Consider the following 23,601-nt stretch of genomic DNA (forward strand, 5'->3'; position numbering starts at 1 on the left):
TAAAGAAATTGTGAATGGGCAATGGGAAAACCAAGGATTTAGGAAAAGGAATTCCCCAAAATATATCCATGCAAAGGAGACCTAAGGTATGTTTAACGAAACTTACAAATTATCAAATAATATTGAAATTCCCAAATTAGGCCTTGGTACCTGGCTGCTTGACGATGAACAGGCGGCACAGGCAGTGCGTGATGCGGTAGCACTTGGATATCGCCATATTGATACTGCTCAGGCTTATATGAATGAAGCTGGTGTAGGTGAAGGAATCCGTTCCTGCGGTGTCGCAAGAGAAGAACTTTTCATTACGACAAAGGTTGCAGCAGAAGCAAAGAACTATGATGCAGTTAAGCAGTCCATTGATGGGTCTTTAGCAAAAATGGGACTGGATTACATTGACCTTCTGATTATCCACAGCCCACAACCCTGGAAGGAGTTCCGTGAGGAGAACCGGTATTTCGAGGAAAACAAAGAAGTATGGAAGGCAATGGAGGATGCTTATAAGACAGGCAAAGTAAAGGCAATCGGTCTTTCTAACTTCCTTCAGGATGATGTAGAGAATATTTTTGCAAGCTGTGGGATCAAACCTATGGTAAATCAGATATTGGCACATGTGAGCAATACTCCTTTGGAGTTAATTGAATTCTGCCAGAAGAATGACATCCTTGTAGAGGCATATTCACCAATTGCACACGGTGCGATCCTTGGTAATACAGAGGTTAAGGCAATAGCCGATAAGTATGGAGTATCTGTTGCTCAGCTTTGCCTGCGTTACGATATCCAGTTGGGTCTTGTCGTAATCCCAAAGACGGCAAATCCAGATCACATGAGAATCAATGCAGAGCTTGATTTTGTTATCAGTGATGCAGATATGGAAACTTTGAAGAATGTAGAGCACATCCAGAATTATGGTGAGCATAGTTTCTTCCCGGTATTTGGCGGGAAATTAAAGTAAATCGGTAATGAATGGGGGTTTTTTTACAATGGCAAAACATGAAGAAGTGCAAAATGGCGTGATTTTCCCCGTGGGAGAGAAGAATGAAGCATTTGCAAATTATTTTGTGGGACAAAGTTACCTAAAAACGTTGGTTGCCGATCCTAAAGTTAATGTTGGAGTCGGGAATGTGACCTTTGAACCGGGTTGTCGGAATAACTGGCACATCCATCGAAATGGGTATCAAATTTTATTAGTAACTGGCGGTGAAGGGTGGTACCAGGAAGAGGGACAACCTGCCCAATTCTTGAAAGCCGGTGATGTTATTGTTACCCATGATGGTGTAAAACACTGGCATGGTGCAACAAAAGACAGCTGGTTTGAACATATTGCAATCACTGCAGGTACGCCGGAATGGCTGGAGCCAGTGTCAGATGAAGAATATACCAAACTTTAAGTGATAAAAAACAGTAGATGGCGTTAAATATAGCCACTATCCCTAAGCTAACAGGCAGCTATACTTAAGACGACACCGGTGTTCTTGCACGGTGTCGTCTTTTTGTTCACTATCCATTTAGTTGTTGAAGTGTTGAATCCTGTTCAAGATCCGCGATTATGGCGTATAGAACGTTTTCAAGCCCGTGCCTGTTGATGAAAAGCGACCAAGGTGCAAGCCTGAATGGGCTGGTCAAAGATCCCATCATGCAGCGCGTTGTTTTGGATCAATCGAGCCAATCGAGCCGTCTCCGCTTCAAGCATTCTCTTATCGTTTGACTCCGATGGACCCGAATAGCATCTGGCATTCTCATACGATCGAAAGCATCTCCTTATTTTTGCAGCAGCATACCTTGCAGCGATTCCCAGACAACCTGCTCCCCTGGCCTTAAGTCTATAATCAAGAATAAGCATAGGTATTAATAGGTCTTTAGGTCCTTCTTTTGCTTCCAAAGGATACCTCCCCTTTTTCAAAGGAGTGTTAAGTGAAGAAAACATGTCTAATGGTGCAGGAAAAAAGACCCTATATGTCGAAATAATGAAATAATGCAGAAGCGAAGGCTTTCCATTTATATCTAAACTGGGGGTTTGAAAAGTGCAACAATTTTCCATCATTTTAAGGGAGATACGGAATTGGTTTGAATCATTGAAATGGTATCGACTCTTTCAGAAAGTCGAGTTACAGCTGCTCTTCGGGGGGCTGGGCATAGTTTTTCTAGAAGAACTGCTTTTTGCCATTCTGCCATATCAAAGCCTTAACGTACTGACGACTATTTTCTATACCATTCCTTTAGTAACCATTGCATCTTACGCTTTTCTAATTGGTGTATGGTCATCTCTAGTATCCGGTAATGTCAAGTATGTACCCTATGGGCTATGGTTTAATGCCTTCATCATTCTATTTCCTTTTACAGGGATATCGCTATCTACACTCATTTCGGCAGCCGTGTATGTCTTCCTTGGTTATATCCTGTTTAAATACACGGTTTCTCCGTATTCGGCAAGGTAGTCATCCTAGATTCCATTATCATATGAACTGGAGGGAAACTAGTGAGTTTTCTAAACAAAATGAAAAGCAGTTTGAACCAAGTGAAAGACAAAGCTCAGCAAACAGTGGAGACAACTCGATTGAGTGCTCAGATTTCAGCGAAGCGAAAGGAGAAGACCACAAAGTTTACAGAGTTAGGCGAAATAGTACACCGTGCTTATTGTGCCGGTGAATTGAGTGAAAAGGTAAGTCAAATTGATGAACTTTCAAAAGCCGTGCTTCTTATCGATGAAGAGATCGAGCATTTAGAACAGCAATTGCTTAAGTTAAAGGGCGAGAAGACATGTACATGTGGAGCAGTTGTCGGATATGACTCCAAGTTCTGTAATAGCTGCGGCCAGACGTTACAGCATGATGAATCTCCCCAGGTATATGATGAACCAACTAAAGCAGAGGTAACAGAGGCTCAATCAGAAACGATTGATCAACCATCTTCGGCGGTTAAACTTTGTCACAGTTGTCAGTCACCAATTGAAGATGATTCACGTTTTTGCACCTCTTGCGGTGCAAAGGCGGAATAAAACAAGCCTCCAACCCCCTCTTTGGTGGTTGGGGGTTTTGTATGTTTTTATTTTTTTACATAGTAATACTTGGTCAGTGTATGAAATAGGGGGGATACAATGAAGTGTCCAAGATGTTCGGCGCAGGTAAAGGAGAATAATAAATTCTGCGGGAACTGCGGGATGTTACTTACCGAAGATATGGATCTTAGAACTAATTTAGATGAGACAGGTGAACCGTCCATACAGGTAGAGCACCTGGTATATGAATCCGAATCATCAACTCTGTTACCACCTACTGAGCAGACAAAGGCAGAGCAGGTAGGACAGTCGGTAGACGAAGTACAACTAACAGTGGAAGATGGACATAAATCCGACGTGGACGTCGAACCACAAGGAACAGAAACAGCTATAACTACTGAGAGAGATACAACACTGATCCCTGATACTTCAGCTGTGTCCTTAGAGAGTAATAATGGCATAAACGAAAGAATCATCCGATTTGCTTCAGTGCCGACATTTCTCTACATAGCCCTTAGTATGGTAGTCATTTTTCTTACTTGTATTTATGCATGGAAAGGATAGGGAGAGATTCGATTGAAATTCAAAGTAACTACATTGATTGCGTTCATATTGCTCTTAGCTGGAGCTTTTGTGTTTTTTTACATTGAGGACCATCGGAGTAGACCTGTTAAAGCTGAAGAGAATACTGACGTTACAAGGGATCAACTCGAGCAAGCCTACAATGATTGGTGGAACAGTAATGATAAAAAGATAGAAAGTCGCCTTTCATATGGTACCAAGTTTGCTGTCGTTCATGTTGGAGAATTGAACAGCGACGCATACTTAGATATGTGGGGACTTGACCTTGACCGGCGGCATGCATCACTGAATCCTGAAACCAAGGCAATCTACTTTTATGACCAAGATTATATTCCTTCGGAAAACGATAATATGATTGTTATTCATGATGCAAATAGTCTGGAAGTACTTCTTAAGGAAGCTGTATACAGAGATCAAAACGAGATAGATATCCCGTTTGCTCCTATCTCGAGTGACACAGTGTCAGAGAAGCCAAAGCCGGAAGACTTGGTTATGGAAGAGGGAAGACTGTACTCAAATACCCCCATGCAAATTGAGTTGCTTAATGACAGTGGGGCCATCCGACTTGAGTTCGATGGACAGATCAAGGAATTAAAGGTAGATGAGAAAGCTGTTTTCAACAAGAGCAAGGTTTTCAATGGAAAAACCGTTCGTTCCAAGGTGGTTGTAACCAACTATGGTATGTGGGACGCCATTAATATGAAGTACGTTATCAGCGACATGGATGGGGGGCTGTAGTATGAAGCGTTTCATCATTATGGTCCTTATAATAGCGCTTCTGCTGCCAGTCAGCCCTACGAAATCCGGAGCCGCTGAAGTGTTTGATCCGTATAAAACGACAGAATATATTCCTGTATTATTTGTTCACGGTTATAACGATGAGGCGTCTTCTTGGGAAGCTGCTGAAATATATAGTTACTTGAATATTCAAGGATCCCCGGTGGTCGCTGTTGATTACGGTGAGTATAACCGGAACGACATCACATCAGATACAATTCAACAACGAATGACTGATGCGATTAACAAGCTACCAAGGGATGCCCAATTCGATATCATTGTTCACAGCATGGGAGGCTTGCTAACCCGATATTATTTTACACAGCACCCAGAGATTCAGAAGCGTGTTCGCAGAGTTATTTTCATGGGAACACCAAATCACGGATCTCAAGCCGCCTTCATGAATCGAATTCAGACCATGTTTGATGATCCAGAAGATTACTTTCAGGATGGACTTGATAATAAGGAAATTCAAAAATACCGTGGTTACTACCAAGATTACTCCAATAAAATGATGGAATCTTGGAATGGTGGTCAAATTCCCTCGCAACCCTATGAAGAATGGTTGAATAAAAACCATACAGAGGTTATACAGACTATCAAAGGTCGCCAATTAACGGAAGCGGGTCTTAACCTATCAAAGTTGGGGACAGATGTACTTGAAGGGAGCCTGGATTACCGATATAGTGGTGCATTTGAGGAGTACGCCAAATTGATGCTTGGACGTGTTTTAGAGCGTGAGGAAAGAAGCAGGGGGCAATACTCATTGAAACCCGTTTTTAAAGACGATGAGTCAGATTCAGTGAAGCTAGTGGATCGGAATCTTATCGACGAGGGTACGATTGTTTCAGAACTAAAGGCACGATGTTGGGGCTTTTGTTTGGACGGTCAGCAGCTGTCAGCGAAGAATGTTGTACAGGATCGTTTAATGTCGGAACGCTTCTATCTGCTTAATCATATTGATGAGGATGGCAAAGAGGTGAAGGAGAGTGTTATTTCTAATTTGTTTCTTCACCGTTTATGGCTTGACGAGTCATTGTATCGAAATTCTACACTAAGGAATAATGGATATCTTCCGCAGTATATAACAGTAGCTACCGTTGATGATCCTTACCATTTAATAGGGCGTTATCCTGTAGATAGATTCATAAAAAATATTAGCCTATGGGATGCTGAAGAGAACGATGCGGTAGTCCCATTAAGCAGCGTTAAGCTTGAGATATGGCCTGATTTAGAAGTTGAAAAAAATATGGACCGGAATCTACGGATTCTCCCTGATCTTGAAATGGCGGATGACAAGGAAGTTGAAGAACAACTAGGTCCATATATCTACCACTCCGACCAGATGAAAGAAACAGAAATTATTAAGAAACAAGTTGAGAATCCGCTTACCGGTAAAGATGATAATGAACTAGTCATGTTGCTGAATCCTAACCAGACTATCTCAAAGTCAGGTAATAAGATTATCGTTCGCGAGGACATTAGTTACTATGGTAAACCCGTGAAACTTAAGGTTAGCTCACGCACTCGTGCGAATGTAAGAATTATGGAGCGGGATCAATATCAGACATGGGAACGAATGGTTCCTGTCCCCATGAAGTGGATTGAAAATAATCAATGGGAGGGAGAATTTGAGTATAAACCTTCCGACGAAGTAAAGGATGTTTTAGTTTTTGCAGACACTGAGGTTACAGTCAGTTATGAGCCTGCATTAGAAGAGCAACCAGTGCCTGAATATCCTTATTACATCCAAATGCTTGATAGTGAGATGAAGGATGGTAGAATCATCCATACGTTCCGGGTGATAGATAGATCTACGGGGAATTCAGTAGCTACGCTTGATTCCACTGACTTTGTAGCTAAATTAAACGGAAAGCCACTCGTGAATCCATTCATAACTAAGAATAAAAAGACACTTATGACCTCTGGTAGTATTCTCATGAACTTAGACTACTCGAGTAGTATGGACGGATATCCAAAGGCCATCTCAAAAGTCTATGCAGAGAGGTACATTTCCAGTCTTCAGAATAAGACAGAGGCAAAAGTGGGTATTATCGGCTTCACAGATATGATCACCGTTCTTCAGACTCTAACGCTGGATTACCAAGAGGCGAGTAAAAGAGTGTATACAAATATTAGTGGTGGGACATCTTTGTATGATTCGATTGTTGCGGGGGCACGCCTGCTTTCGTATGAAGCGGGTAGAAAATCAATGATTCTGATGACAGACGGGAACGAGTCTGGCAGCAGCGAAGCGACTATGGAAGAAGCCGTTCAGGCTGCGAAAGCAAATAACTTAGCCTTATATATTGTTGCTCTTGGCCTAACAGATATGAATACATTACAGCAGATTGCCGATCAAACAGGTGGAAAGTTAATGTATTCATTGTCACCTGATGATCTAATTGAAGCATACAGTACCGTCACTGAAGAGGAAGACTATGTTTATACACTACAATACGATGTAGGGAATCTTAGCCAGGCTAATACTTTGCTACTTCGAATGACAGATGACCGTTCAAATGAGGCAGTGGCGGAATATGCATCTTACGGGTTAATGTATTTGGAATGGCCTTGGGAAAAACTCAGCAGTATGGTGGCGGACATTAAGGAGGGCTACTGGCTTGGAAACAGCAGCTATTGATGACATAAATCTGGTCGAGGGGAACAAAAAGTCTGATACAATGCTGGAACGTCTGTTTAGTTGGATGCATCCCCTATCCATTTGGGTGGCTATTCTTGTCTCGTTGGCTTTATATACGATGGGTTCAGCAATCGCCAACTCTATCATCATTTTGTTTATGTTCTGGCAAATATGGTCCAAAAAATCATTTTGGCCATATTGGATCACCTTTCACCTTTTTTTATCTATCGGTCTTTTTGCAGCTCACCGTTTTGATCCTTCGAAATCGTTCGATTGGTTGCTTGGATCGGTACTTCCCTTTGCGCTAATTAGTTTGCTGCTACAATACATAACCCGCATAAATCTATGGAGCAAAGTTGGTCGGAAAACTTGCTCTTTGCTCATGTATAGGATTAAGCTACATCCTTTACCAGGGACATTGCTGTTTGTTTGCGCAATTATTTGGGGTGTGGGAGATTATGTTCAAGGCTGGTTAGGGTTTATTATCATTACATTAGTGGCCGTGATGATGGAATCTAACAAGCTTAAGGCGACAATGGTTATCCTATATGCGGCTATGCTTCACTTATTTGTATGGAAGGGAATGATTACGCTATATACCGATACAATTCAATACTTGACGATATTTGTAGATCGTATTGTGTTTCCTATAGCGATGTTAGTGTTTCTAATTTTACAAAACGGTACGGATAAAGACGCTAATAGGGAGTTGAGAATAGAAGTCCAGGGCGAATAATAGGGAGGATAGATAATGGCAATACCGACTATTTTATTATTTATTTTGATTGCAATAACAGTCACCGCATGGATAAACTCTTACCGTGAGCAGAGCGTCGCTTTTATGATAGGGTTAGCCATTTATTTGACAGGACTTGTGTTAGATCCCCCCAGCACCGGTCCGGGATTAAGGTTAGAGGGTATTTATTTCACACTTATCACCATATTAGTTGTGTTTCCTTTATATTTTCTCGGCAGTATCTCTTGGTTGATTGCCTATATCCGAAGAAGAAAGGGAGAGTAGAGTTAAGAAAAGGATTACATTCTAATATAGTAAAAATGGATTAGTATAAATGGATTATTAAGGAGAGGAGGTGTACTTTTGTCACGAGAATATCTTAAATATAACTCCCATGAAAAATAAGGTTACGACTCAATTTGATTTAAGAAGTCGTTTCTTAAAATATATATAGTCACAACTGCGCTAAAAAAGGGGATATATATGAAGAATTGTAATAACTGTGGGAAAGAGATTTTAAACCAACAGGCAAAATTTTGCCCAAGCTGCGGACATAGGGTTGAGTCCCACGCACAAATGACTGAGCATAATGAATTAACAAAAAAAGAACAAGTCATTGAGAGTGCGAAAGATCGAACAGAACCTAAAAAAGGCATTAAAAATCTGATTCAAAAAAATAGATTACTCCTGATTTTGGTCCTAGGGCTAATCGTAATCTTATCCGTCTCCTTTAAGGTTGGAAGCAACCTGATGTCAAAGGATAGGTTGATAAACCGCTTTGAGGTTGCAGTAAGGGAGGATAAGCCCGAAGCTTTGAAGAATCTGCTGTCTTCTTCCGACGACCGATTAATCATTAATGATAAAGGTGTTCAAGGCTTTCTTACATATTTAAATCAACATCCTAATGTCGAAGAACGAGTTGTAGAAAATCTAAAAATCCAGGCTAATTCTGGGGAAATAGATTGGTACACTCAAAATGAAATGGTCAATTTGTATAAAGACGGGAAATTTCTGTTTTTTGATAGATACAAATTAGAAGTTCAACCTGCTTTCCTTACAGTGGAAACCAATTATCCAAATGTACAACTGTATGCTAATGGAGAAGAAATTGCAACGATTGCTAAAGCAAACTCAGAACAAACCGTAGGGCCTTTTTTGCCTGGACAATATGAGATAGAGGCAAAACTCAAGAACGATTTTGTTGAGCTAAGCAGAAAAGAAGAGGTCGCTCTCATTCAAGATACAGAGGCGGTTACTCTCGATCTTGATGGCGAGAATGTCAAATTTGATATTGCTATTAGATCCGATTATGCAATTGAAGGTGTTAAAGGGGATTTATTAATCAATGGGAAATCAGTTGGTATTAATCCTCTTCAGGAGGAAACTTATGGCCCACTATTAACAAATGGATCTCTGACTGCTTCTTTTGAAGGGGATTTTCCATGGGGGAAAGTTAAAACAGCTGATGTCCCTATCGATAGCTCACGTGTTGTAATCAATCCTACAAATGAAGAAAAATTTCAACAGGCAATTATGGAGCAAGTAACAAAAAATTTTAATGAATACATGGAGGCCTACACAACCGGTAATATTGAAAAGCTGACAATTGCCACTGATAATTATAAAAATCAAGTTAAAGGTGGTATTGATTCGGACAAGTTTTGGGGGAACAGATATTCTGGAAAATATATTGGGACTACATTTGATTTATCGTCGTTTTATTTGTCTAATATAAACAATCAATGGACTTTAAGACTTGATGTTAGTAATAAATTTAATGAAGATTCTACCTTTAGAAAAGGGGAGAAACCCGAACTAAAGGAAGAGAATCATGTTTATAATGTTACTCTCGTATATGATACAAACAATTCTAAGTGGTTAGTGGATGCAGTGTATAATAAATACTGGAAATTGGACAGCGAGAATACAAAGGAAGTTGTACAGGATAACCCTAAAACTTACACATCATCATGGTAAATTGAAAATTAATATACAAGCTATGAATACACGCCCACACCAAAAGGAGGTCGACCAGTAAGCGCTGGCGACCTCACTCCAATACTAATGATGATCTATCCGTTTGTACTAAGCGCCAACAATCGTTTTAGGTTGTCATCAATAAATTGATTATCGGCATTGTTGATTCCACGACCGGCAAAATGGCCCCAGATCGACTCGATAGGACTAAAAACAGCATTAGGTATAAGCTTAGTCTCGTATTCGTTATCGTCCGCCTTGCAGAAGAGATCCGTGCTCCCTGGCATGACGCAGGCAAGCGCTTTAATGCTTTTGAGCGCCTTATCAAAATCTCCGTTATAGGTTGGGTTTGCACTAATATCGGCATTTTGGCCTGTCCATAACATAGCCAGGACATTGTGCGGATCCATCTTCATAAAGCTATCTTCCCAGACACCCGCCACAAAACCTGCCAATGAGTCAAATCCCAGTTCACGATAGAGTTCATCTCTATAAAATGCATCCGATAAACCCCATCCCGCATAGACACGGCCAACGGCGCGCATGTCAGCAGAAGTCAACTGGTTTAGTTTACTTGAATCGAAGCGGACTGCAGCCATGAGCGCAGCTTTCATTCCGTCCAGGACCAGATACGTTTGGGGCCAAGGCTTGGCAACTCCGGCGAAAGGCGCAATTCGTTCCACCATATCCGGATAACTTGCCCCCCATTGGAAGGATTGAATACCTCCCATTGACCATCCTACTACGAGAGCGATCTTGTGAATGCCGAATTTTTCGGTCACCAGCCGATGCTGAAATTGAACGTTGTCATAGATGGTTACCTGCGGGAAATTAGCCCGGTCGAATGGGGGAGGCGTGTTCGTAGGAGACGAAGATAACCCGTTGCCCAGCAGATTGGGAACGATTATGAAATATTTCTGCGGATCCAGTGCCATGCCATTTCCAATCAACCATTCATTCTGAACATGCGTGTCGCCAAAAGCAGTTGGATAGACGATGACATTATCTTTCTGTTCATTCAATTTTCCATAAGTCTTATAAGCAAGAAAAGCACCCGGTAACGTCACTCCTGATTGTAAGGTTACGTCACCCAAATCGAAAATCTCATAATCCATCGTATTGTCGCTCCCTTCAAAATGAAACCACACAATTAAACATGTATTTCTTGTACCTAGTATAGGCCTGTGGTACTCTCAATAAAAGTGAATAGAATTCAAAGCAGTATTCAATAATATTGAAAGTAAAAGGGGGATCGTATGATGGAATTGCGTCAACTCAATACGTTCCGTATGGTTGCCTCAACGTTAAATTTCAGCCGTGCTGCGGAAGTGCTGGGCTATGTCCCCTCCAACGTCACGATGCAAATAAAAGCATTGGAGGATGAGCTTGGTGTTCGTCTCTTTGACCGCTTGGGCAAGCAGCTCGTTCTCACAACGGCGGGTAAAAGCTTTTTAACTCATATTCAAAGCGTTCTGGACAAATTGGACGAAGCTCGCAGCGCCGTTCATGACAATGAGGTTCTAAGCGGCACCCTAACGATCAGTGCCAATGAGGTGATTTGCGCCTATCGGCTTCCAATAGTCTTTCGCGTATTTCGTTCGCGCTATCCGGGAGTTCGTCTGATCTTCCGCTCCGTTCCAAATCAAGAGCTCAAGCAAACCCTATTTGAGGGAACCGCGGATGTCGTCTTTATGTTGGATGAACCCATTCGTTCGGGCGGACTTGCAGTGGAACCGTTGGTGGAAGAAACTTTCCGTCTTTTCGCTGCTCCGGACCACCCGCTCGCAAAACGAACTGTGCTACAGCTGGAGGATTTTCACGGAGAAGTGTTCCTGACGAATGAAAAGGGTTGTCCCTACCGAACCATGTTCGACCGGTCATTTGAGAAAGAGGGTATAGATAGTATTACGTATCTAGAGTTTCAAAGTGCTGAAGCCATTAAACAATGTGCAATTTCGGGAATCGGTATTGCCTTTCTTCCTGAAATCGTAGCTGAAGCCGAAGTTGAGCGGGGCGAACTTGTTGCTCTTCCATGGAAAATTCCGGACTTGCACGTGTATACACAGATGTCATGGCATAAAGACAAGTGGCTTTCACCAATCATATTATCTTTCATAGAAGCAGCAAGGGAAGTTATCGCTATAGAAGAGGAGAATAAAACCGTTTAGCCTTTTCAGCGATAGGAAAACAAAAGGGTTGGAGCAGGGCATAACCCCGACCCAACCCTTTTGTCTTGCTTACGGCTCAATTCCCCATACAAGCTGACCGTTCATATACCCGGTAACCTGTTCATTGTTTGCGAACTGACTGCTGGAAGCCTTAAACGAGTAATCGTCAGCCTGGTTGTAATTGGACCAGTTGGTTTTGGAAAACCGTGCTTGAATTTCTGCGCTCTCGCCGGGGTTCAGCGTTCCGGCCGAACTCGTAAAGCCCATTTCCAGAACATAATCTGCTCCGGCAACCGGAGTTGCCAGTTTAACGAATTTGCCGGTTACATTCGCACTCCCGATGCTGGCCCAGTCGCACCAGAAACTCTGTGAGTTTTCCCCGTCAATCGTATAGTAATACTGGAGTTTTACGTCACTTAACTGAATCGCGGAATCACCGGTGTTGACTACTCTGAATTTGGGCGAAATTCCGTTGGTGGAGGCACTCGTGTTGCCGTTGAATGCTTGGATGGTCAAGTCTCCTGCGGGTACAGGAGGAGTACTGCTGTCCACTACATTTACTGTAAGAACAGCGTTTTTTCCTCCGCTGAAATGAAAGGTTATCGCATTCTGGCCCAGCGGTAGCGTGGAAAGATAGGATTGGCTCAGAACGACAGCAGCGCTTGACTCCGTATAATCCTGGCCCGATGTAAGAGTATCATTTTTTCCATTCGTTATGTTAGTAAGCTGGTGTCCGTTCAAAGTAAGGGTTACGGAAATATCCTGCCCTAGATTCTCCGCTTTATCATATGTCGCATTCACGGGCGTAATCGCAGCGCTTGGTGTTGGATTGTCATTCTTTAAATCGGGCAGCTCATCCAACGTGATTACATAATCACTTTGATAAAGCGTTGTCAGGGTGGCCGGATAATTAAAGGCGGAACTCATGAGATGCTCGCCATACCAGGGGCAGAAGTAGAGCCATCCCGCTTTTTCCTCCGTCAAATTCTGTACGCTTGGGACAGTGTCATTCTCCGTCATGGCCACCATTTTCGTGCCGTCGGTTAAATCAACAAGCTGATAGAAAATCGAGGTAATGGCATCCTCATTGGGTACGCCGGACAAACCGTCATGACGGTTGTAGATCGTATTGTATTTATCATAGCCGACAATATCCACCTGATCGTCGCCGGGATACCATGCGGGAGAAGTGTTATACACGTAGCTGTTGTAGGTCCAGATCAAGTTGTGCAAGCCATACGTCTCTGTAAGTTCGGTATAGAGCAGATCCCACAGCTGTTTGTACACCTCCGCACCTGCCGAAGCCCACCAGAACCACGCGCCTTCCCCATTCAAACCGCCGTTGCCCTCCGCCTCATGATAGGGCCGGAAAATAACCGGCACATTGTTGTTTTGCAGAATCTGCAGCTGTTCCGCCAAATCCTCAATGGTCATCATTACGTATTGATATTCTTTAGTACCGGGAACCACCGCATTGGCTGTATTAAAATTGGTTTCCGTCGGCTTGTAGGTGGCTTCCTTCCAATCCACAAACTCCCCGATCTGATAGGAGGTGAAATCTCGGGGCACATTGATATGCCAGCTAGCTGTCGCGATCCCGCCGCGGTTATTCACCCAATCGATCATCCGCTCGGTTGTGCCGTCCTCCCAACCGTAGAGCGGATTATAGTTCATTAAATCGAAGCCGCGGATGGCAGGATACTTTCCGGTTAAACTGTAGATCCAATCAAACTCCAACTCATAATCGCCGTTATTTCCGCCCCCGTAGATCTCCTGCTGGCCGGAGAGAATATGGTTGCCGTAAACCTCTGTTAAATAATTCATCAAAGTCTGCGTTTCCGGTGTGGCTTGAGGATCGGTAAGAACAGGCTGCACATCCAGGGGATCAAGATCGGCATAATCCACAGTGAAGGTATCAAAATAAGCAAACCCCCAACCGGCCTTCAGTTGAATGGTGTTGTTTCCTTGCTTCAGCTTATGGAAACCAAAGTCGTAATTCGACCACTCGGTCGTATAGGGCAGCATATACGAACCCTTGGTAATACCGTTCACTGATAAATATTGAAGCCTGCCGTCTGGACTGAGCTCCTGCATATATCGGGTGGAGATCGCATACATGCCGGTTTCCGGGACGGTCACAGTAAAAGTGATAGTGCCAGAATTCTGCATCCAGACAAACCCGGTCCCGGAGAACCCGGGCTTGGGTTGTCCGTAAATTTCAGTCACCACTTGAAGATCGGAGGTGAGCTGAGCATCTTCGCTTTCAATTGTGAAAAGTGCGGTGTCTGCATGAACGGGCGCTGCCATCAATCCAAACAATCCAAGCAGCAGAGTAAATGCCAGCATCATTGCGCTTGCCTTTTTGAGCCAATGTTTCATTGCCATCTTTCCTTTCCATCTGAAATAGGAGGAACAATAACATAATGTATCAACTCATGGTAGCGCTTACAAAATAAACATAGCACATGAACCAAATTTTGTAAATATTTCGACATTGAAAAGTTCAGATCTTCCTTGTGTCTTGAAAACGACATACTTGTCGTTTATCGTTGAGGTGAATGATGGCACCCATTGTAAGCGAAGATTATAAGGAGAAGAAGAGGCAGACAGAATAAATGAAGGTGTCCCCAAAGCTTTGCTTTTGAGACACCTTCAACATGAAATCACTTATAGAATTATCATTTACACAAATTACATTGTGCTAATGTCAATCACGAATCTATACTTCACATCTGAAGCTAACACACGTTGGTAGGCTTCGTCAATCTGGTCGGCCGATATCACTTCGATCTTAGGAATAATATTGTGTTTGGCACAGAAATCCAGCATTTCCTGTGTCTCACGGATGCCGCCTATCATTGAACCTGCAAATGAACGGCGATGTCCGATGAGTGACATCACATTTAATGACAACGGCTCCCCAGGGGCACCGACGTTCACCAAGGTTCCATCAAGAGTGAGCAGTGAGAAATACGCATCCATATCAATCTTTGCACTTACGGTGTTAATAATTAAGTCAAAGGTTCCGGCAAGTTTCGCGAAAGTTTCCGGATCGCTTGTGGCATAGTAGTTGTCTGCGCCCAATTGCAACCCATCGTCTTTTTTCGACAGTGTTTGTGACAGAACGGTGACCTCCGCACCCATGGCATGAGCAATTTGGACAGCCATGTGACCAAGACCGCCCATACCCACAACAGCTACTTTTTTACCTGGACCAGCGTTCCAGTGGTGTAGCGGTGAATAAGTCGTAATACCTGCGCAAAGTAATGGAGCAGCCGCGTCAAGCTCAATGTTATCCGGAATTCTGACTACAAAGTTCTCGGTTACGACAATATGGGTAGAATATCCACCTTGTGTAGGTTCGCCGTATTTGTCAACACCAGCGTAGGTAGGGATATTTCCTTTAAGACAGTATTGTTCTTCTCCTTTACGGCAGTTCTCACATTCGCCACAGGAATCAACCATACATCCGACCCCTACCCGGTCACCAACCTTGTATTTTGTAACCTCTGCTCCTACATCCGAGACAATTCCCGCAATTTCATGTCCAGGTACAAGTGGATAGTTTACAGGTCCCCATTCGCCGTGAGCAGTATGGATATCCGAATGGCATATGCCGGCATATTTAATTTCAATCAGAACATCATGGGAATCAAGATCACGTCTATTAATTTCTGCCGCTCGAAACGGTTTGTCCGGACCATCTACAGCTCGTGCTTTAGCAGTTATCATTCATAAATCCTCCTATAATTTAAATTTTTCAAGAGAAGATGCTTGCATCAGGTAAATGAAATCAATCAGGTTTCATTTCTATCCCTTCTCTTGCAAAACAATTTTAGTCCTTATAGTTAACTCTAGGTCAAGTGATTATTTATAAGAGGCAATTTTTACTTTCCTTAAAGGTGGCTTTGACATTCAGCAAATAACGTGATAAAGTGCCCTTTATACCATAAAGTTAACTCGAACTCTAATATATTTAGAATAGGAGATGCAAGATGAAGACTTATTCTATCAGCGAAATTGCAAAAGAATTGAATCTTACACCATATACCTTGCGTTACTACGATAGGGAGGGACTTATGCCCTTTGTAGAACGGACATCCAGCGGAACACGATTATTTAAAGAATCCGACATCGATGCTTTAAAAGTAATTGAATGTCTAAAATCCACCGGGATGCCGATCAAGGAAATTAAAAATTTCATTGATTGGTGTTCTGAGGGGGACTGCTCATTGCAACAAAGATATGACATGTTTATGGAACGGAAAGCTACTGTAGAAGCTCAAATGGAAGAACTAAAAAAAACAATGGCAGTCATCGAACATAAATGCTTATATTACAAGACTGCATTGGATGCCGGAACGGAAGATATTCATAAAAACGTAAAAATAGGGAGTGTCTTTACTAATTAATAAAAGCCACCTGTAAATTCATAAGTTTTCATATGGATTACAGGTGGTTTTTTTGTGACAGCCGCGGTGTAGCCTGTTACCTTTTATACCCGTATAACCCAAACCTGTCTGACTCCGCCCCTCCTTGGTAAGATAACCGCATAGATAATCTATCGAGGAGGTTCTCAAGATGAAATCAATTGTTATTGAAAAGGCAGGCGGAGCCGAGGTACTGCAGGTAAAGGAAATGCCGGATCTTGCGCCAAGATACGGGGAAATGATTGTAGATGTGGCGTATGCAGGCGTCGGGCTCGTGGATATATTGATCCGCAAAGGCGAGTTTACGGAGTTGTTTCCATTTCCGGTGATCCCGGGACTTGAGGTGTCTGGATATGTCCGTTCAATAGGAGAGGGCGTTCAAGGATTTAGGATCGGCCAGCCGGTCGCTTCCATGAAGCTGCTTGAGCTTGGTGGCTACGCCACCCAGGCTAGAGTTACGCCGCAACTTTCGGTACCGCTTGATGAGCTTGGAGGTGATGTGAAGATGCCTGAGGCTGCTGCCTCCATTGTCAACCTGACAACGGCCTATATGGCAGTCAAGCATGTGAACCGGATGAAGGAAAGAGACACCATTCTGGTTCATGCCGCTGCAGGCGGATTGGGCAGCTTTCTTGGGCAAATCGCAAGGCGGTTTGGTGCAGGTACCGTGCTGGGAACGGTTGGCTCATCGGATAAGATCAAGCTGGCCGCCTCGCTTGGATATGACGAACTGCTGCTGCGTTCGGATTTTGTGGATGCAACCAAACAGATTGTGGGAGTGCAGGGAGTCGACGCCGTTTTTGACCCGGTCGGCGGAGAGACAAGGGCCCGCAGCCAGGAGCTCCTGAAGCCGCTGGGGCAAATGATCGCCTTGGGCAATGCCAGCGGCGGTGAGTTGATGCACGCCACGAATGATATTTGGCTGGGCAACATGAACATCGCCGGATTTAACCTGGGGGCATATGCCGTATATGATCCGATGTCGGTGGGGCAGGCGGCACGGGAAGCGCTACAGCTGCTCGCCAGCGGGGATGTCCGCTCGGAAGTGTACGGTATATATCCAATGGAGTACGCATCTGATGCCCACCGCCTGCTCGAGAGCCGGCAGACGTCGGGCAAGCTGGTGCTGCAGATGGGATGATGAATAATGGATAACAGTATGAACAACAGGTAACATCAGAACCTATCAAAACCCATCAAAACCCATCAAAGTGTATATCTTCCGCGATTTAAAGCCTTTCGCCCGCCAACAGGCGGACGAGAGGCTTTCTTTTGAGCGGTATGGATGGTAACATTTAAATATTTGATGAACGCCATCTCGGAGGTGCTGCTTTTTTATGACACAAACCCGGAATTTGCTCGGGGAATTTTTAAAATCACGCAGGGAAAGGCTTCAGCCGGAGGATGTCGGCATCAGCGGGGGATACGGCAGAAGGAGAACGCCCGGACTTCGCAGGGAAGAAGTGGCGGAAATCGCGAATGTCAGCACCACCTGGTATACGTGGCTGGAGCAGGGAAGAGACGTGACTGCTTCTAGGGAAGTGATGGAGAATATCGCGAGAGCACTGCTCCTGTCCCCCGACGAGAAGCTGCATGTTATGCGGCTATCGGGATTTGGAGATCTGCCGGACTGGCCCGAACAAGTGCTTTCCTCGCCGCTTGAACCCGGACTGCAGAAGATCATTGACCAGCTGCTGTATCCCGCCATCATTGTCAATCGCCGTACCGAAATCATCGCCTGGAATCGCCAGGCGCCCCGCCTTCTGTATGACTTTCTGGAAGACCCTGCGATGGGGCGCAACATGACCTGGTCTCTCTTCATGAACCCGTATTTGCGGGACCGCGTCTTGAACTGGGAAGAGTTTACCGGATACAGTGCTGCCATTCTCCGCTCGTATTATGGGCAATCGAAGGGGGACGCGTGGTATGAGGAGTTTGCCCAAAGGCTTTCCGCAAAAAGTCCAGAATTTGCGGCACTTTGGGATCATCACGATGTCAAAGAGAAGAAGTCGCAGCCTTTTCTGCTTAATCACCCGGACTTTGGTGCATTATCCTTTGAAATCAACACCTTTGGCCATATCAACGGCAACGAGGAATTTCACTGCTGTGTCTATACGCCGATGGCCGGTACCGGAACTGAGGAGAAGCTGGCGAAATGTGCGTCGACATAAGCATAGGTGCGTTGAAAGCCTCCACAAATATTACACACCCGCGGATACGCTCAGCGTTTGACCGGTTATAGCGGCGGCCGCATCGGAAGCAAGATAGATGGCAGCCGCAGCAACCTCAGATGTTTCCACAAAACGCTGCAGAGGCTGTCTGCCCAAAAGATGTTTATGGAGAGCTTCCTCCTCCGTGATCCCGTCTTCTTTAGCTAAATTGGCCAGTTGCTGCATGACCAATTCCGTTCTGACAGCAGCCGGCAAAATAGCGTTGACCGTAATTCCCTCGTTTACCGTTTCAAGCGCTACTGTACGCGTTAGGCCCACAACACCGTGTTTTGCAGACACATAGGCAGATTTATAAGGGGAAGCCATTTTCCCATGAACAGATGAGATATTGATAATTCTTCCATATTGTTGTTTTTTCATTAAAGGAACCACGTACTTCGTTAACAAGAAGGGCCCGGTCAGCATGACATTAATCAGTTGGTTCCATTTTTCAATTGGAAAATCCTCTACTTTGTCAATGTGCTGCAAGCCTGCATTGTTGACCAGAACGTGGACGTTACCCCGATCTGCTGCCACCTGTTGGACAAAAAGCTGTACGGATTCCGGATCTCCGACATTTACTTCGTAACCTTTTGCCCGGTCTCCGAAATCATGGATACGGCCAGCCGCACCTTCCAGATTCAAATCGCCAACCGCGACGAAGTCACCATTTTTGACAAATGCTTCGGCAATAGCATAACCAATGCCGCGAGCGGCGCCTGTGACGATAACTGTTCTTTCCCCTTGAAATGACATTCCGCATTTCCTCCAATTCTTGTAAAATAGCCTATTCTGAAATGATATCGGCTCCGGTTTAAATATCGTTTTCTTCTTATGCAGGCATAGCAACATCGTAATTGGACCATCTATACAATATCTGAACAGAGTTTAGTTATAGTCGGATTGTCTTTGATATGTTTATAAGGAAGCCTCCCGGTTCAGGATTACTCTATCATTTCAGAGGTTCGCCGTATGTTGAACGTGGGCGGGTTTTAACAGAAAATTCTGTTCAGAATTTGTATAGATATTGTATAGATGTTGTACAGATGGAAGATTTATCATTTTGTTATGCCTAAGTTATGCATGCAGGTGTATTGTCGAAAGACTAGGTAATAAAGTGAAATTTGTTGTTTTATAGTTGTTATGTGGTGCGAATCAGCTCTGAATTGTTAAAGGGGGGACTGGGAGTGGTTGCGTGGACGTAATCGAGGTCCGTTAAAAGCTTTCTGCGGAGGTTTGACCACAATATGGATCAATCGAATAAAAGCAATTTGCTGGATCAATTAGAAACAAAAATCAGTCAATGCCAATACTCTGATGCATTTACTACCCTTTATGATGGATTAAGCCACATACGTTCACATTCTTCAGCAGAAGAATGGAAGCAATTCATCACCCAATATCGTGAACATGCAGTAAGCCGTTTTTTCCTACAGGAGCCGCTAACCCGCCGGGCATTTGAGAAACCGCGTGGTTATGCAGGCGATCCCGAAATGATCGACTTTTTATATGACCATGATAAATCAGCACCACCTACCGCCAGATCAACCGAGATTTCCGAAATTTTAAACTGCGAGCTTAACCGTATAAGCCATGCAAGCCATGCTGTTCGTGAAAGAAAACGTATTCTTTCCAGAAAGATTAATCAAACTGCAGACCGGGTTGCGAATCCCTATATCCTCTCGGTCGCTTGCGGCTATTTGCGGGAAGCGTTGGATAGTTTGGCGGTTAAAAACAGAAAAATAGGAAAATTTGTCGCTATGGATCAGGATGAGGAAGCTCTTTCTGTCGTTGCCGAACAAATAAAGGATTTTGGAGAAACGATCCATGCCTCTTTACTCGACATTATTAGTGATACCGTGCCTCTCCCTACGTTCGATTTTATTTATACCGCCGGTTTATATGATTATCTGCCAGACAGCCTTGCGAAAAAAATAACCAGCAAACTATTTAATTTACTCAATCCGGGAGGCCGATTGCTGATAGCGAACTATCTTCCGGATACTCCCTCTATTGCTTATATGGAAGCTGTGATGGATTGGTGGCTTATTTATCGCGATAAGGACCAAATGCAAGAGTTAATCGAACTAATACCGCAAGAAAGCATTCATGATGTGGAAATGTTCGTGGAAAAAAACCAGGTTATTATTTTTATGGAAATTGAGAAAGTGGGTGGTGGTTAGTCATGTCAGATCAGCACAATCCATGTAATATCGCAGTTGTTGGAGTTAGTGCTCTGTTTCCGGGATCGACGGATGTTAATGGTTTTTGGAAGGATATACTCGCTGGAACGGACTTGATTCAGGAAGTTCCCCCTACACACTGGCTGGTCGAGGATTATTATGATCCTGATCCTGCTGCTATGGATAAAACCTATTGCAAAAGAGGGGCATTTTTGGGGGATGTTGACTTTGATACATTGGAGTATGCGCTCCCTCCCCTTAATCTTCCAGCCACTGATCCGAGTCAGTTATTAGCCTTGATTGTGGCCAATCAGGTGCTGCACGATGCTGCACGCGGACAGTTCCAACATATGGACCGCGAGCGCATCAGCGTTATTCTCGGTTCCTGGACAGCCTCATTGGCTTGCGACATGGCTTCCAGGCTGCAGCGTCCAGTATGGGCCAGGGCATTGCGTGAGAGCGGATTGCCGGAGTCACAGATCGATGCGATCTGTGATCGCATTGCGGCTTCTTATGTGCCGTGGCAGGAAAATACATTCCCTGGATTGCTTGGCAACGTTGTTGCCGGCCGCATCGCGAATCGGCTCAATTTGGGCGGAACCAACTGCATCGTCGATGCTGCCTGCGCCAGTTCCTTATCAGCGCTTTCCATGTCTATTATGGAGCTGGCAGCAGGAAAATCGGATATGGTGATTACAGGCGGCGTTGATGCGATGAACAACATTTTTGCATATATGTGCTTCAGCAAGACTCCCGCACTATCGCCTACCGGGGATTGTCGTCCTTTTTCGGAGGCTGCGGACGGCACAATCCTTGGAGAGGGAATCGGGATGGTTGCACTCAAGCGGCTGGCCGATGCGGAGCGTGATGGGGATAAAATTTATGCTGTCATAAAAGGAGTGGGCACATCTTCTGACGGAAATTCCAAAAGTGTGTATGCTCCTGTAGCAGAAGGCCAGGTGAAGGCATTGCGGCGAGCTTATAAAGAGGCTGGATATTCCCCGCAAACCGTCGAATTAATGGAAGCGCACGGGACGGGAACAAAAGCAGGCGATGTTACCGAATTCGAGGGCTTGAAGCTTGCTTTTATGCAGCAGGAGGCAGCTTCGGCGCCATGGTGTGCAATTGGATCGGTCAAGTCCCAGATTGGCCACACCAAAGCTGCTGCGGGTGCCGCAGGTTTGATCAAGGCGGTTATGGCTTTGCATCATAAAGTTCTGCCGCCCACGATTAAGATCGAACGTCCCAATCCCAAGCTGGGGATCGAAACAAGCCCGTTTTATTTAAATACGATGACCCGGCCCTGGATTCGGGACGGATTGCATCCACGGCGGGCATCTGTAAGTTCCTTTGGGTTTGGCGGGACTAATTTTCACGTTACGCTCGAGGAATATTCCGGTCCTGGAAAGAGGGCTGAGAAGGTGAGGTCTTTTCCGACAGAGTTATTCCTGTTTAGCGCTGATCTGCTGGAGGAGCTTCTGTCTGAATGCCGCCAGGTGGCCGAGCTTTCTCTTGACGGCAAAACCTGGGTGGCCGCCGCCCGTCAATCACAGAAGAATTTTGACCCTGGCAAGCGATTAAGGTTAGCTGTAATCTCCGCAGGCGGCAGCGATTTAAGCGCCAAGCTCCACAAGGCAGTTGCACTCATGGAGACAAACAGCAGTTTTTCAATCATGGGTATGCACTTCGCAAATTCGAGCCCATCATACGGCCGTATCGCATTCCTGTTCCCTGGCCAAGGCAGCCAATATGTCAACATGGGGGCTGATCTGGTTATGGGGTATGACCAGGCAAGACTGGTTTGGGACCGTTCGGCCAATATTTCCTTTACCGGGACTGACACTAGACTTCACCAGGTCGTGTATCCGATTCCAAGGTTTACAGATGAAGAGCGTAAAGCACAAACGGATGTATTGCTGCAAACGGAGTGGGCGCAGCCTGCCCTAGGCACAGCATCCTTAGCAGCACTTGGCGTGCTGCGGGCTGTGGGACTCAAAGCTGATGTTATGGGTGGGCATAGCTTTGGCGAGCTGACTGCTTTGTGTGCAGCCGGTGTTATAGACGAAACTGCTCTCATTGAAATTGCACGCACGCGGGGAGAATTAATGGCGCAAGCCGCAACCATTCCGGGTGCCATGAGCGCTGTGTTCGGCGATAAAGCATCCGTGGCAGAGCTGATCCGCATCAACCATTTGAATGTTGTCATCGCCAATTATAATAGTCCGGCACAGCTCGTGGTGTCCGGCCGGACAGATGAGGTCGAGCGGCTTGAATTGTACTTGGCGCAGAAGAACATTCAGTACAGACGTTTACATGTAGCAACTGCGTTCCATTCTTCTGTGGTGGAATCATCCGTTGCACCCTTCCTGGAAAGCTTGCGAAAATATCCGTTTCAAATACCTGATACCAAAGTATATTCGAACATGACAGGAGAACTATTCTCTTCGGATGCAGAGGTGATCCGTGAAACGATCGCGCAGCAAATTGCCAAACCGGTATTATTTGAGCAGCAGCTGCAGTCCATGTATGAAGATGGGGTGCGAACCTTCATCGAGGTAGGGCCGGGCGGTGTTCTGACAGGTTTGGTCGAACAAACCTTCAAGGACCGGCAGGTCACGGCAGTATGTATGGACCGCAAAGGCCAGCATGGAGTGACCATGTTGTGGAACGCACTGGGGAAATTAGCCGCTGCCGGATTGACATTGGATTATGAAGCACTCCGGGAAGAGGCTGTGCCCGATGAAACTGAACCGGAAACGAAGAAGAAGCCGCGTATGAGTGTGAAAATTAACGGTTCAGGCTACAAAAAACCATATCCTCCTCTTGGGGGCACGACCAGCGTTGCCAAAGCCTGATCCGGAAAAAGTGGAGAAATACCCGCAGTGACCCGAGTTTTTAC

Annotated in this window: 20 protein-coding genes; 16 read left to right on the forward strand and 4 right to left on the reverse strand. The window is 44.7% G+C overall.

Annotation, left to right across the window (positions count from 1 at the left end; translation table 11 throughout):
- The first annotated feature begins 88 nt into the window (after positions 1 to 88).
- The 10 genes from ACI1P2_RS15450 (at position 89) to ACI1P2_RS15495 (ending at position 9,711) form a co-directional block, all read left to right on the forward strand.
- Positions 89 to 952: an aldo/keto reductase gene (locus ACI1P2_RS15450; protein WP_355320738.1), complete on the forward strand. Its 864-nt coding sequence runs from the start codon at positions 89 to 91 to the stop codon at positions 950 to 952.
- 28 nt (positions 953 to 980) lie between these two features.
- Positions 981 to 1,388, forward strand: coding sequence for a cupin domain-containing protein (locus tag ACI1P2_RS15455; protein WP_355320739.1), 408 nt, complete (start codon positions 981 to 983; stop codon positions 1,386 to 1,388).
- A gap of 194 nt (positions 1,389 to 1,582) precedes the next feature.
- Positions 1,583 to 1,705: a hypothetical protein gene (locus tag ACI1P2_RS15460; RefSeq protein ID WP_408976233.1), complete on the forward strand. Its 123-nt coding sequence runs from the start codon at positions 1,583 to 1,585 to the stop codon at positions 1,703 to 1,705.
- Positions 1,706 to 2,476: 771 nt separating this feature from the next.
- On the forward strand, positions 2,477 to 2,995 hold the full coding sequence (locus ACI1P2_RS15465; protein WP_355320740.1) for a zinc ribbon domain-containing protein: 519 nt from the start codon (positions 2,477 to 2,479) through the stop codon (positions 2,993 to 2,995).
- A 99-nt stretch (positions 2,996 to 3,094) separates the two neighbouring features.
- On the forward strand, positions 3,095 to 3,559 hold the full coding sequence (locus tag ACI1P2_RS15470; protein ID WP_355320741.1) for a zinc ribbon domain-containing protein: 465 nt from the start codon (positions 3,095 to 3,097) through the stop codon (positions 3,557 to 3,559).
- A 12-nt stretch (positions 3,560 to 3,571) separates the two neighbouring features.
- Positions 3,572 to 4,315: a hypothetical protein gene (locus ACI1P2_RS15475; RefSeq protein WP_355320742.1), complete on the forward strand. Its 744-nt coding sequence runs from the start codon at positions 3,572 to 3,574 to the stop codon at positions 4,313 to 4,315.
- A gap of 1 nt (position 4,316) precedes the next feature.
- Positions 4,317 to 6,998, forward strand: a complete 2,682-nt coding sequence (locus ACI1P2_RS15480) for an alpha/beta fold hydrolase (protein ID WP_355320743.1) — start codon at positions 4,317 to 4,319, stop codon at positions 6,996 to 6,998.
- Positions 6,979 to 7,734 carry a hypothetical protein gene (locus tag ACI1P2_RS15485; protein WP_355320744.1) on the forward strand — a complete coding sequence of 252 codons (756 nt, stop codon included), beginning with the start codon at positions 6,979 to 6,981 and terminating at the stop codon, positions 7,732 to 7,734. Before ACI1P2_RS15480 ends, ACI1P2_RS15485 begins: the two co-directional genes overlap by 20 nt.
- A gap of 15 nt (positions 7,735 to 7,749) precedes the next feature.
- Positions 7,750 to 8,019, forward strand: coding sequence for a hypothetical protein (locus ACI1P2_RS15490; protein WP_355320745.1), 270 nt, complete (start codon positions 7,750 to 7,752; stop codon positions 8,017 to 8,019).
- A 198-nt stretch (positions 8,020 to 8,217) separates the two neighbouring features.
- Positions 8,218 to 9,711 carry a zinc ribbon domain-containing protein gene (locus tag ACI1P2_RS15495; protein WP_355320746.1) on the forward strand — a complete coding sequence of 498 codons (1,494 nt, stop codon included), beginning with the start codon at positions 8,218 to 8,220 and terminating at the stop codon, positions 9,709 to 9,711.
- 95 nt (positions 9,712 to 9,806) lie between these two features.
- On the opposite strand, the gene ACI1P2_RS15500 is transcribed toward ACI1P2_RS15495, so the two are convergent.
- On the reverse strand, positions 9,807 to 10,826 hold the full coding sequence (locus ACI1P2_RS15500) for an alpha/beta fold hydrolase (RefSeq protein WP_355320747.1): 1,020 nt from the start codon (positions 10,824 to 10,826) through the stop codon (positions 9,807 to 9,809).
- A gap of 144 nt (positions 10,827 to 10,970) precedes the next feature.
- On the opposite strand from ACI1P2_RS15500, the gene ACI1P2_RS15505 reads away from it, so the two are divergent.
- A complete protein-coding gene (locus tag ACI1P2_RS15505) occupies positions 10,971 to 11,879 on the forward strand; it encodes a LysR family transcriptional regulator (RefSeq protein WP_355320748.1) in 909 nt (302 codons plus the stop codon).
- Between the two features lie 69 nt (positions 11,880 to 11,948).
- On the opposite strand, the gene ACI1P2_RS15510 is transcribed toward ACI1P2_RS15505, so the two are convergent.
- Together ACI1P2_RS15510 and ACI1P2_RS15515 are read right to left on the reverse strand one after the other, a co-directional pair.
- Entirely contained in the window at positions 11,949 to 14,258 is a 2,310-nt protein-coding gene (locus tag ACI1P2_RS15510) for a glycosyl hydrolase (protein ID WP_355320749.1), read from the reverse strand.
- A 312-nt stretch (positions 14,259 to 14,570) separates the two neighbouring features.
- On the reverse strand, positions 14,571 to 15,611 hold the full coding sequence (locus ACI1P2_RS15515; protein WP_355320750.1) for an NAD(P)-dependent alcohol dehydrogenase: 1,041 nt from the start codon (positions 15,609 to 15,611) through the stop codon (positions 14,571 to 14,573).
- 263 nt (positions 15,612 to 15,874) lie between these two features.
- Here ACI1P2_RS15515 and ACI1P2_RS15520 point away from each other — a divergent pair, with 263 nt between their 5' ends.
- The 3 genes from ACI1P2_RS15520 (at position 15,875) to ACI1P2_RS15530 (ending at position 18,480) form a co-directional block, all read left to right on the forward strand.
- Positions 15,875 to 16,291 carry a MerR family transcriptional regulator gene (locus ACI1P2_RS15520; RefSeq protein WP_355320751.1) on the forward strand — a complete coding sequence of 139 codons (417 nt, stop codon included), beginning with the start codon at positions 15,875 to 15,877 and terminating at the stop codon, positions 16,289 to 16,291.
- Between the two features lie 169 nt (positions 16,292 to 16,460).
- Positions 16,461 to 17,450, forward strand: coding sequence for a quinone oxidoreductase family protein (locus ACI1P2_RS15525; protein ID WP_355320752.1), 990 nt, complete (start codon positions 16,461 to 16,463; stop codon positions 17,448 to 17,450).
- A gap of 196 nt (positions 17,451 to 17,646) precedes the next feature.
- Positions 17,647 to 18,480 (forward strand): helix-turn-helix transcriptional regulator, encoded by an 834-nt coding sequence (locus ACI1P2_RS15530; RefSeq protein WP_355320753.1) that lies wholly within the window; start codon positions 17,647 to 17,649, stop codon positions 18,478 to 18,480.
- Positions 18,481 to 18,510: 30 nt separating this feature from the next.
- On the opposite strand, the gene ACI1P2_RS15535 is transcribed toward ACI1P2_RS15530, so the two are convergent.
- Positions 18,511 to 19,275 carry a 3-hydroxybutyrate dehydrogenase gene (locus ACI1P2_RS15535; protein ID WP_355320754.1) on the reverse strand — a complete coding sequence of 255 codons (765 nt, stop codon included), beginning with the start codon at positions 19,273 to 19,275 and terminating at the stop codon, positions 18,511 to 18,513.
- Positions 19,276 to 19,766: 491 nt separating this feature from the next.
- Between ACI1P2_RS15535 and ACI1P2_RS15540 the strand changes: the two genes are divergently transcribed.
- On the forward strand, positions 19,767 to 20,702 hold the full coding sequence (locus ACI1P2_RS15540; protein WP_355320755.1) for a class I SAM-dependent methyltransferase: 936 nt from the start codon (positions 19,767 to 19,769) through the stop codon (positions 20,700 to 20,702).
- A gap of 2 nt (positions 20,703 to 20,704) precedes the next feature.
- Complete coding sequence (locus tag ACI1P2_RS15545; RefSeq protein WP_355320756.1) at positions 20,705 to 23,557, forward strand: beta-ketoacyl synthase N-terminal-like domain-containing protein; 2,853 nt, start codon at positions 20,705 to 20,707, stop codon at positions 23,555 to 23,557.
- Positions 23,558 to 23,601 lie beyond the last annotated feature (44 nt).

This window comes from Paenibacillus jiangxiensis (assembly GCF_046098255.1).
GTDB lineage: Bacteria > Bacillota > Bacilli > Paenibacillales > Paenibacillaceae > Paenibacillus > Paenibacillus jiagnxiensis.

Bases quoted from the DNA above. Each gene is read 5' to 3' on its own strand.
- ACI1P2_RS15450 (WP_355320738.1), top strand. From the start codon at position 89: ATGTTTAACGAAACTTACAAATTATCAAATAATATTGAAATTCCCAAA.
- ACI1P2_RS15455 (WP_355320739.1), top strand. From the start codon at position 981: ATGGCAAAACATGAAGAAGTGCAAAATGGCGTGATTTTCCCCGTGGGA.
- ACI1P2_RS15460 (WP_408976233.1), top strand. From the start codon at position 1,583: ATGAAAAGCGACCAAGGTGCAAGCCTGAATGGGCTGGTCAAAGATCCC.
- ACI1P2_RS15470 (WP_355320741.1), top strand. From the start codon at position 3,095: ATGAAGTGTCCAAGATGTTCGGCGCAGGTAAAGGAGAATAATAAATTC.
- ACI1P2_RS15480 (WP_355320743.1), top strand. From the start codon at position 4,317: ATGAAGCGTTTCATCATTATGGTCCTTATAATAGCGCTTCTGCTGCCA.
- ACI1P2_RS15490 (WP_355320745.1), top strand. From the start codon at position 7,750: ATGGCAATACCGACTATTTTATTATTTATTTTGATTGCAATAACAGTC.
- ACI1P2_RS15495 (WP_355320746.1), top strand. From the start codon at position 8,218: ATGAAGAATTGTAATAACTGTGGGAAAGAGATTTTAAACCAACAGGCA.
- ACI1P2_RS15500 (WP_355320747.1), bottom strand. From the start codon at position 10,826: ATGGATTATGAGATTTTCGATTTGGGTGACGTAACCTTACAATCAGGA.
- ACI1P2_RS15505 (WP_355320748.1), top strand. From the start codon at position 10,971: ATGGAATTGCGTCAACTCAATACGTTCCGTATGGTTGCCTCAACGTTA.
- ACI1P2_RS15510 (WP_355320749.1), bottom strand. From the start codon at position 14,258: ATGAAACATTGGCTCAAAAAGGCAAGCGCAATGATGCTGGCATTTACT.
- ACI1P2_RS15515 (WP_355320750.1), bottom strand. From the start codon at position 15,611: ATGATAACTGCTAAAGCACGAGCTGTAGATGGTCCGGACAAACCGTTT.
- ACI1P2_RS15520 (WP_355320751.1), top strand. From the start codon at position 15,875: ATGAAGACTTATTCTATCAGCGAAATTGCAAAAGAATTGAATCTTACA.
- ACI1P2_RS15525 (WP_355320752.1), top strand. From the start codon at position 16,461: ATGAAATCAATTGTTATTGAAAAGGCAGGCGGAGCCGAGGTACTGCAG.
- ACI1P2_RS15530 (WP_355320753.1), top strand. From the start codon at position 17,647: ATGACACAAACCCGGAATTTGCTCGGGGAATTTTTAAAATCACGCAGG.
- ACI1P2_RS15535 (WP_355320754.1), bottom strand. From the start codon at position 19,275: ATGTCATTTCAAGGGGAAAGAACAGTTATCGTCACAGGCGCCGCTCGC.
- ACI1P2_RS15540 (WP_355320755.1), top strand. From the start codon at position 19,767: ATGGATCAATCGAATAAAAGCAATTTGCTGGATCAATTAGAAACAAAA.
- ACI1P2_RS15545 (WP_355320756.1), top strand. From the start codon at position 20,705: ATGTCAGATCAGCACAATCCATGTAATATCGCAGTTGTTGGAGTTAGT.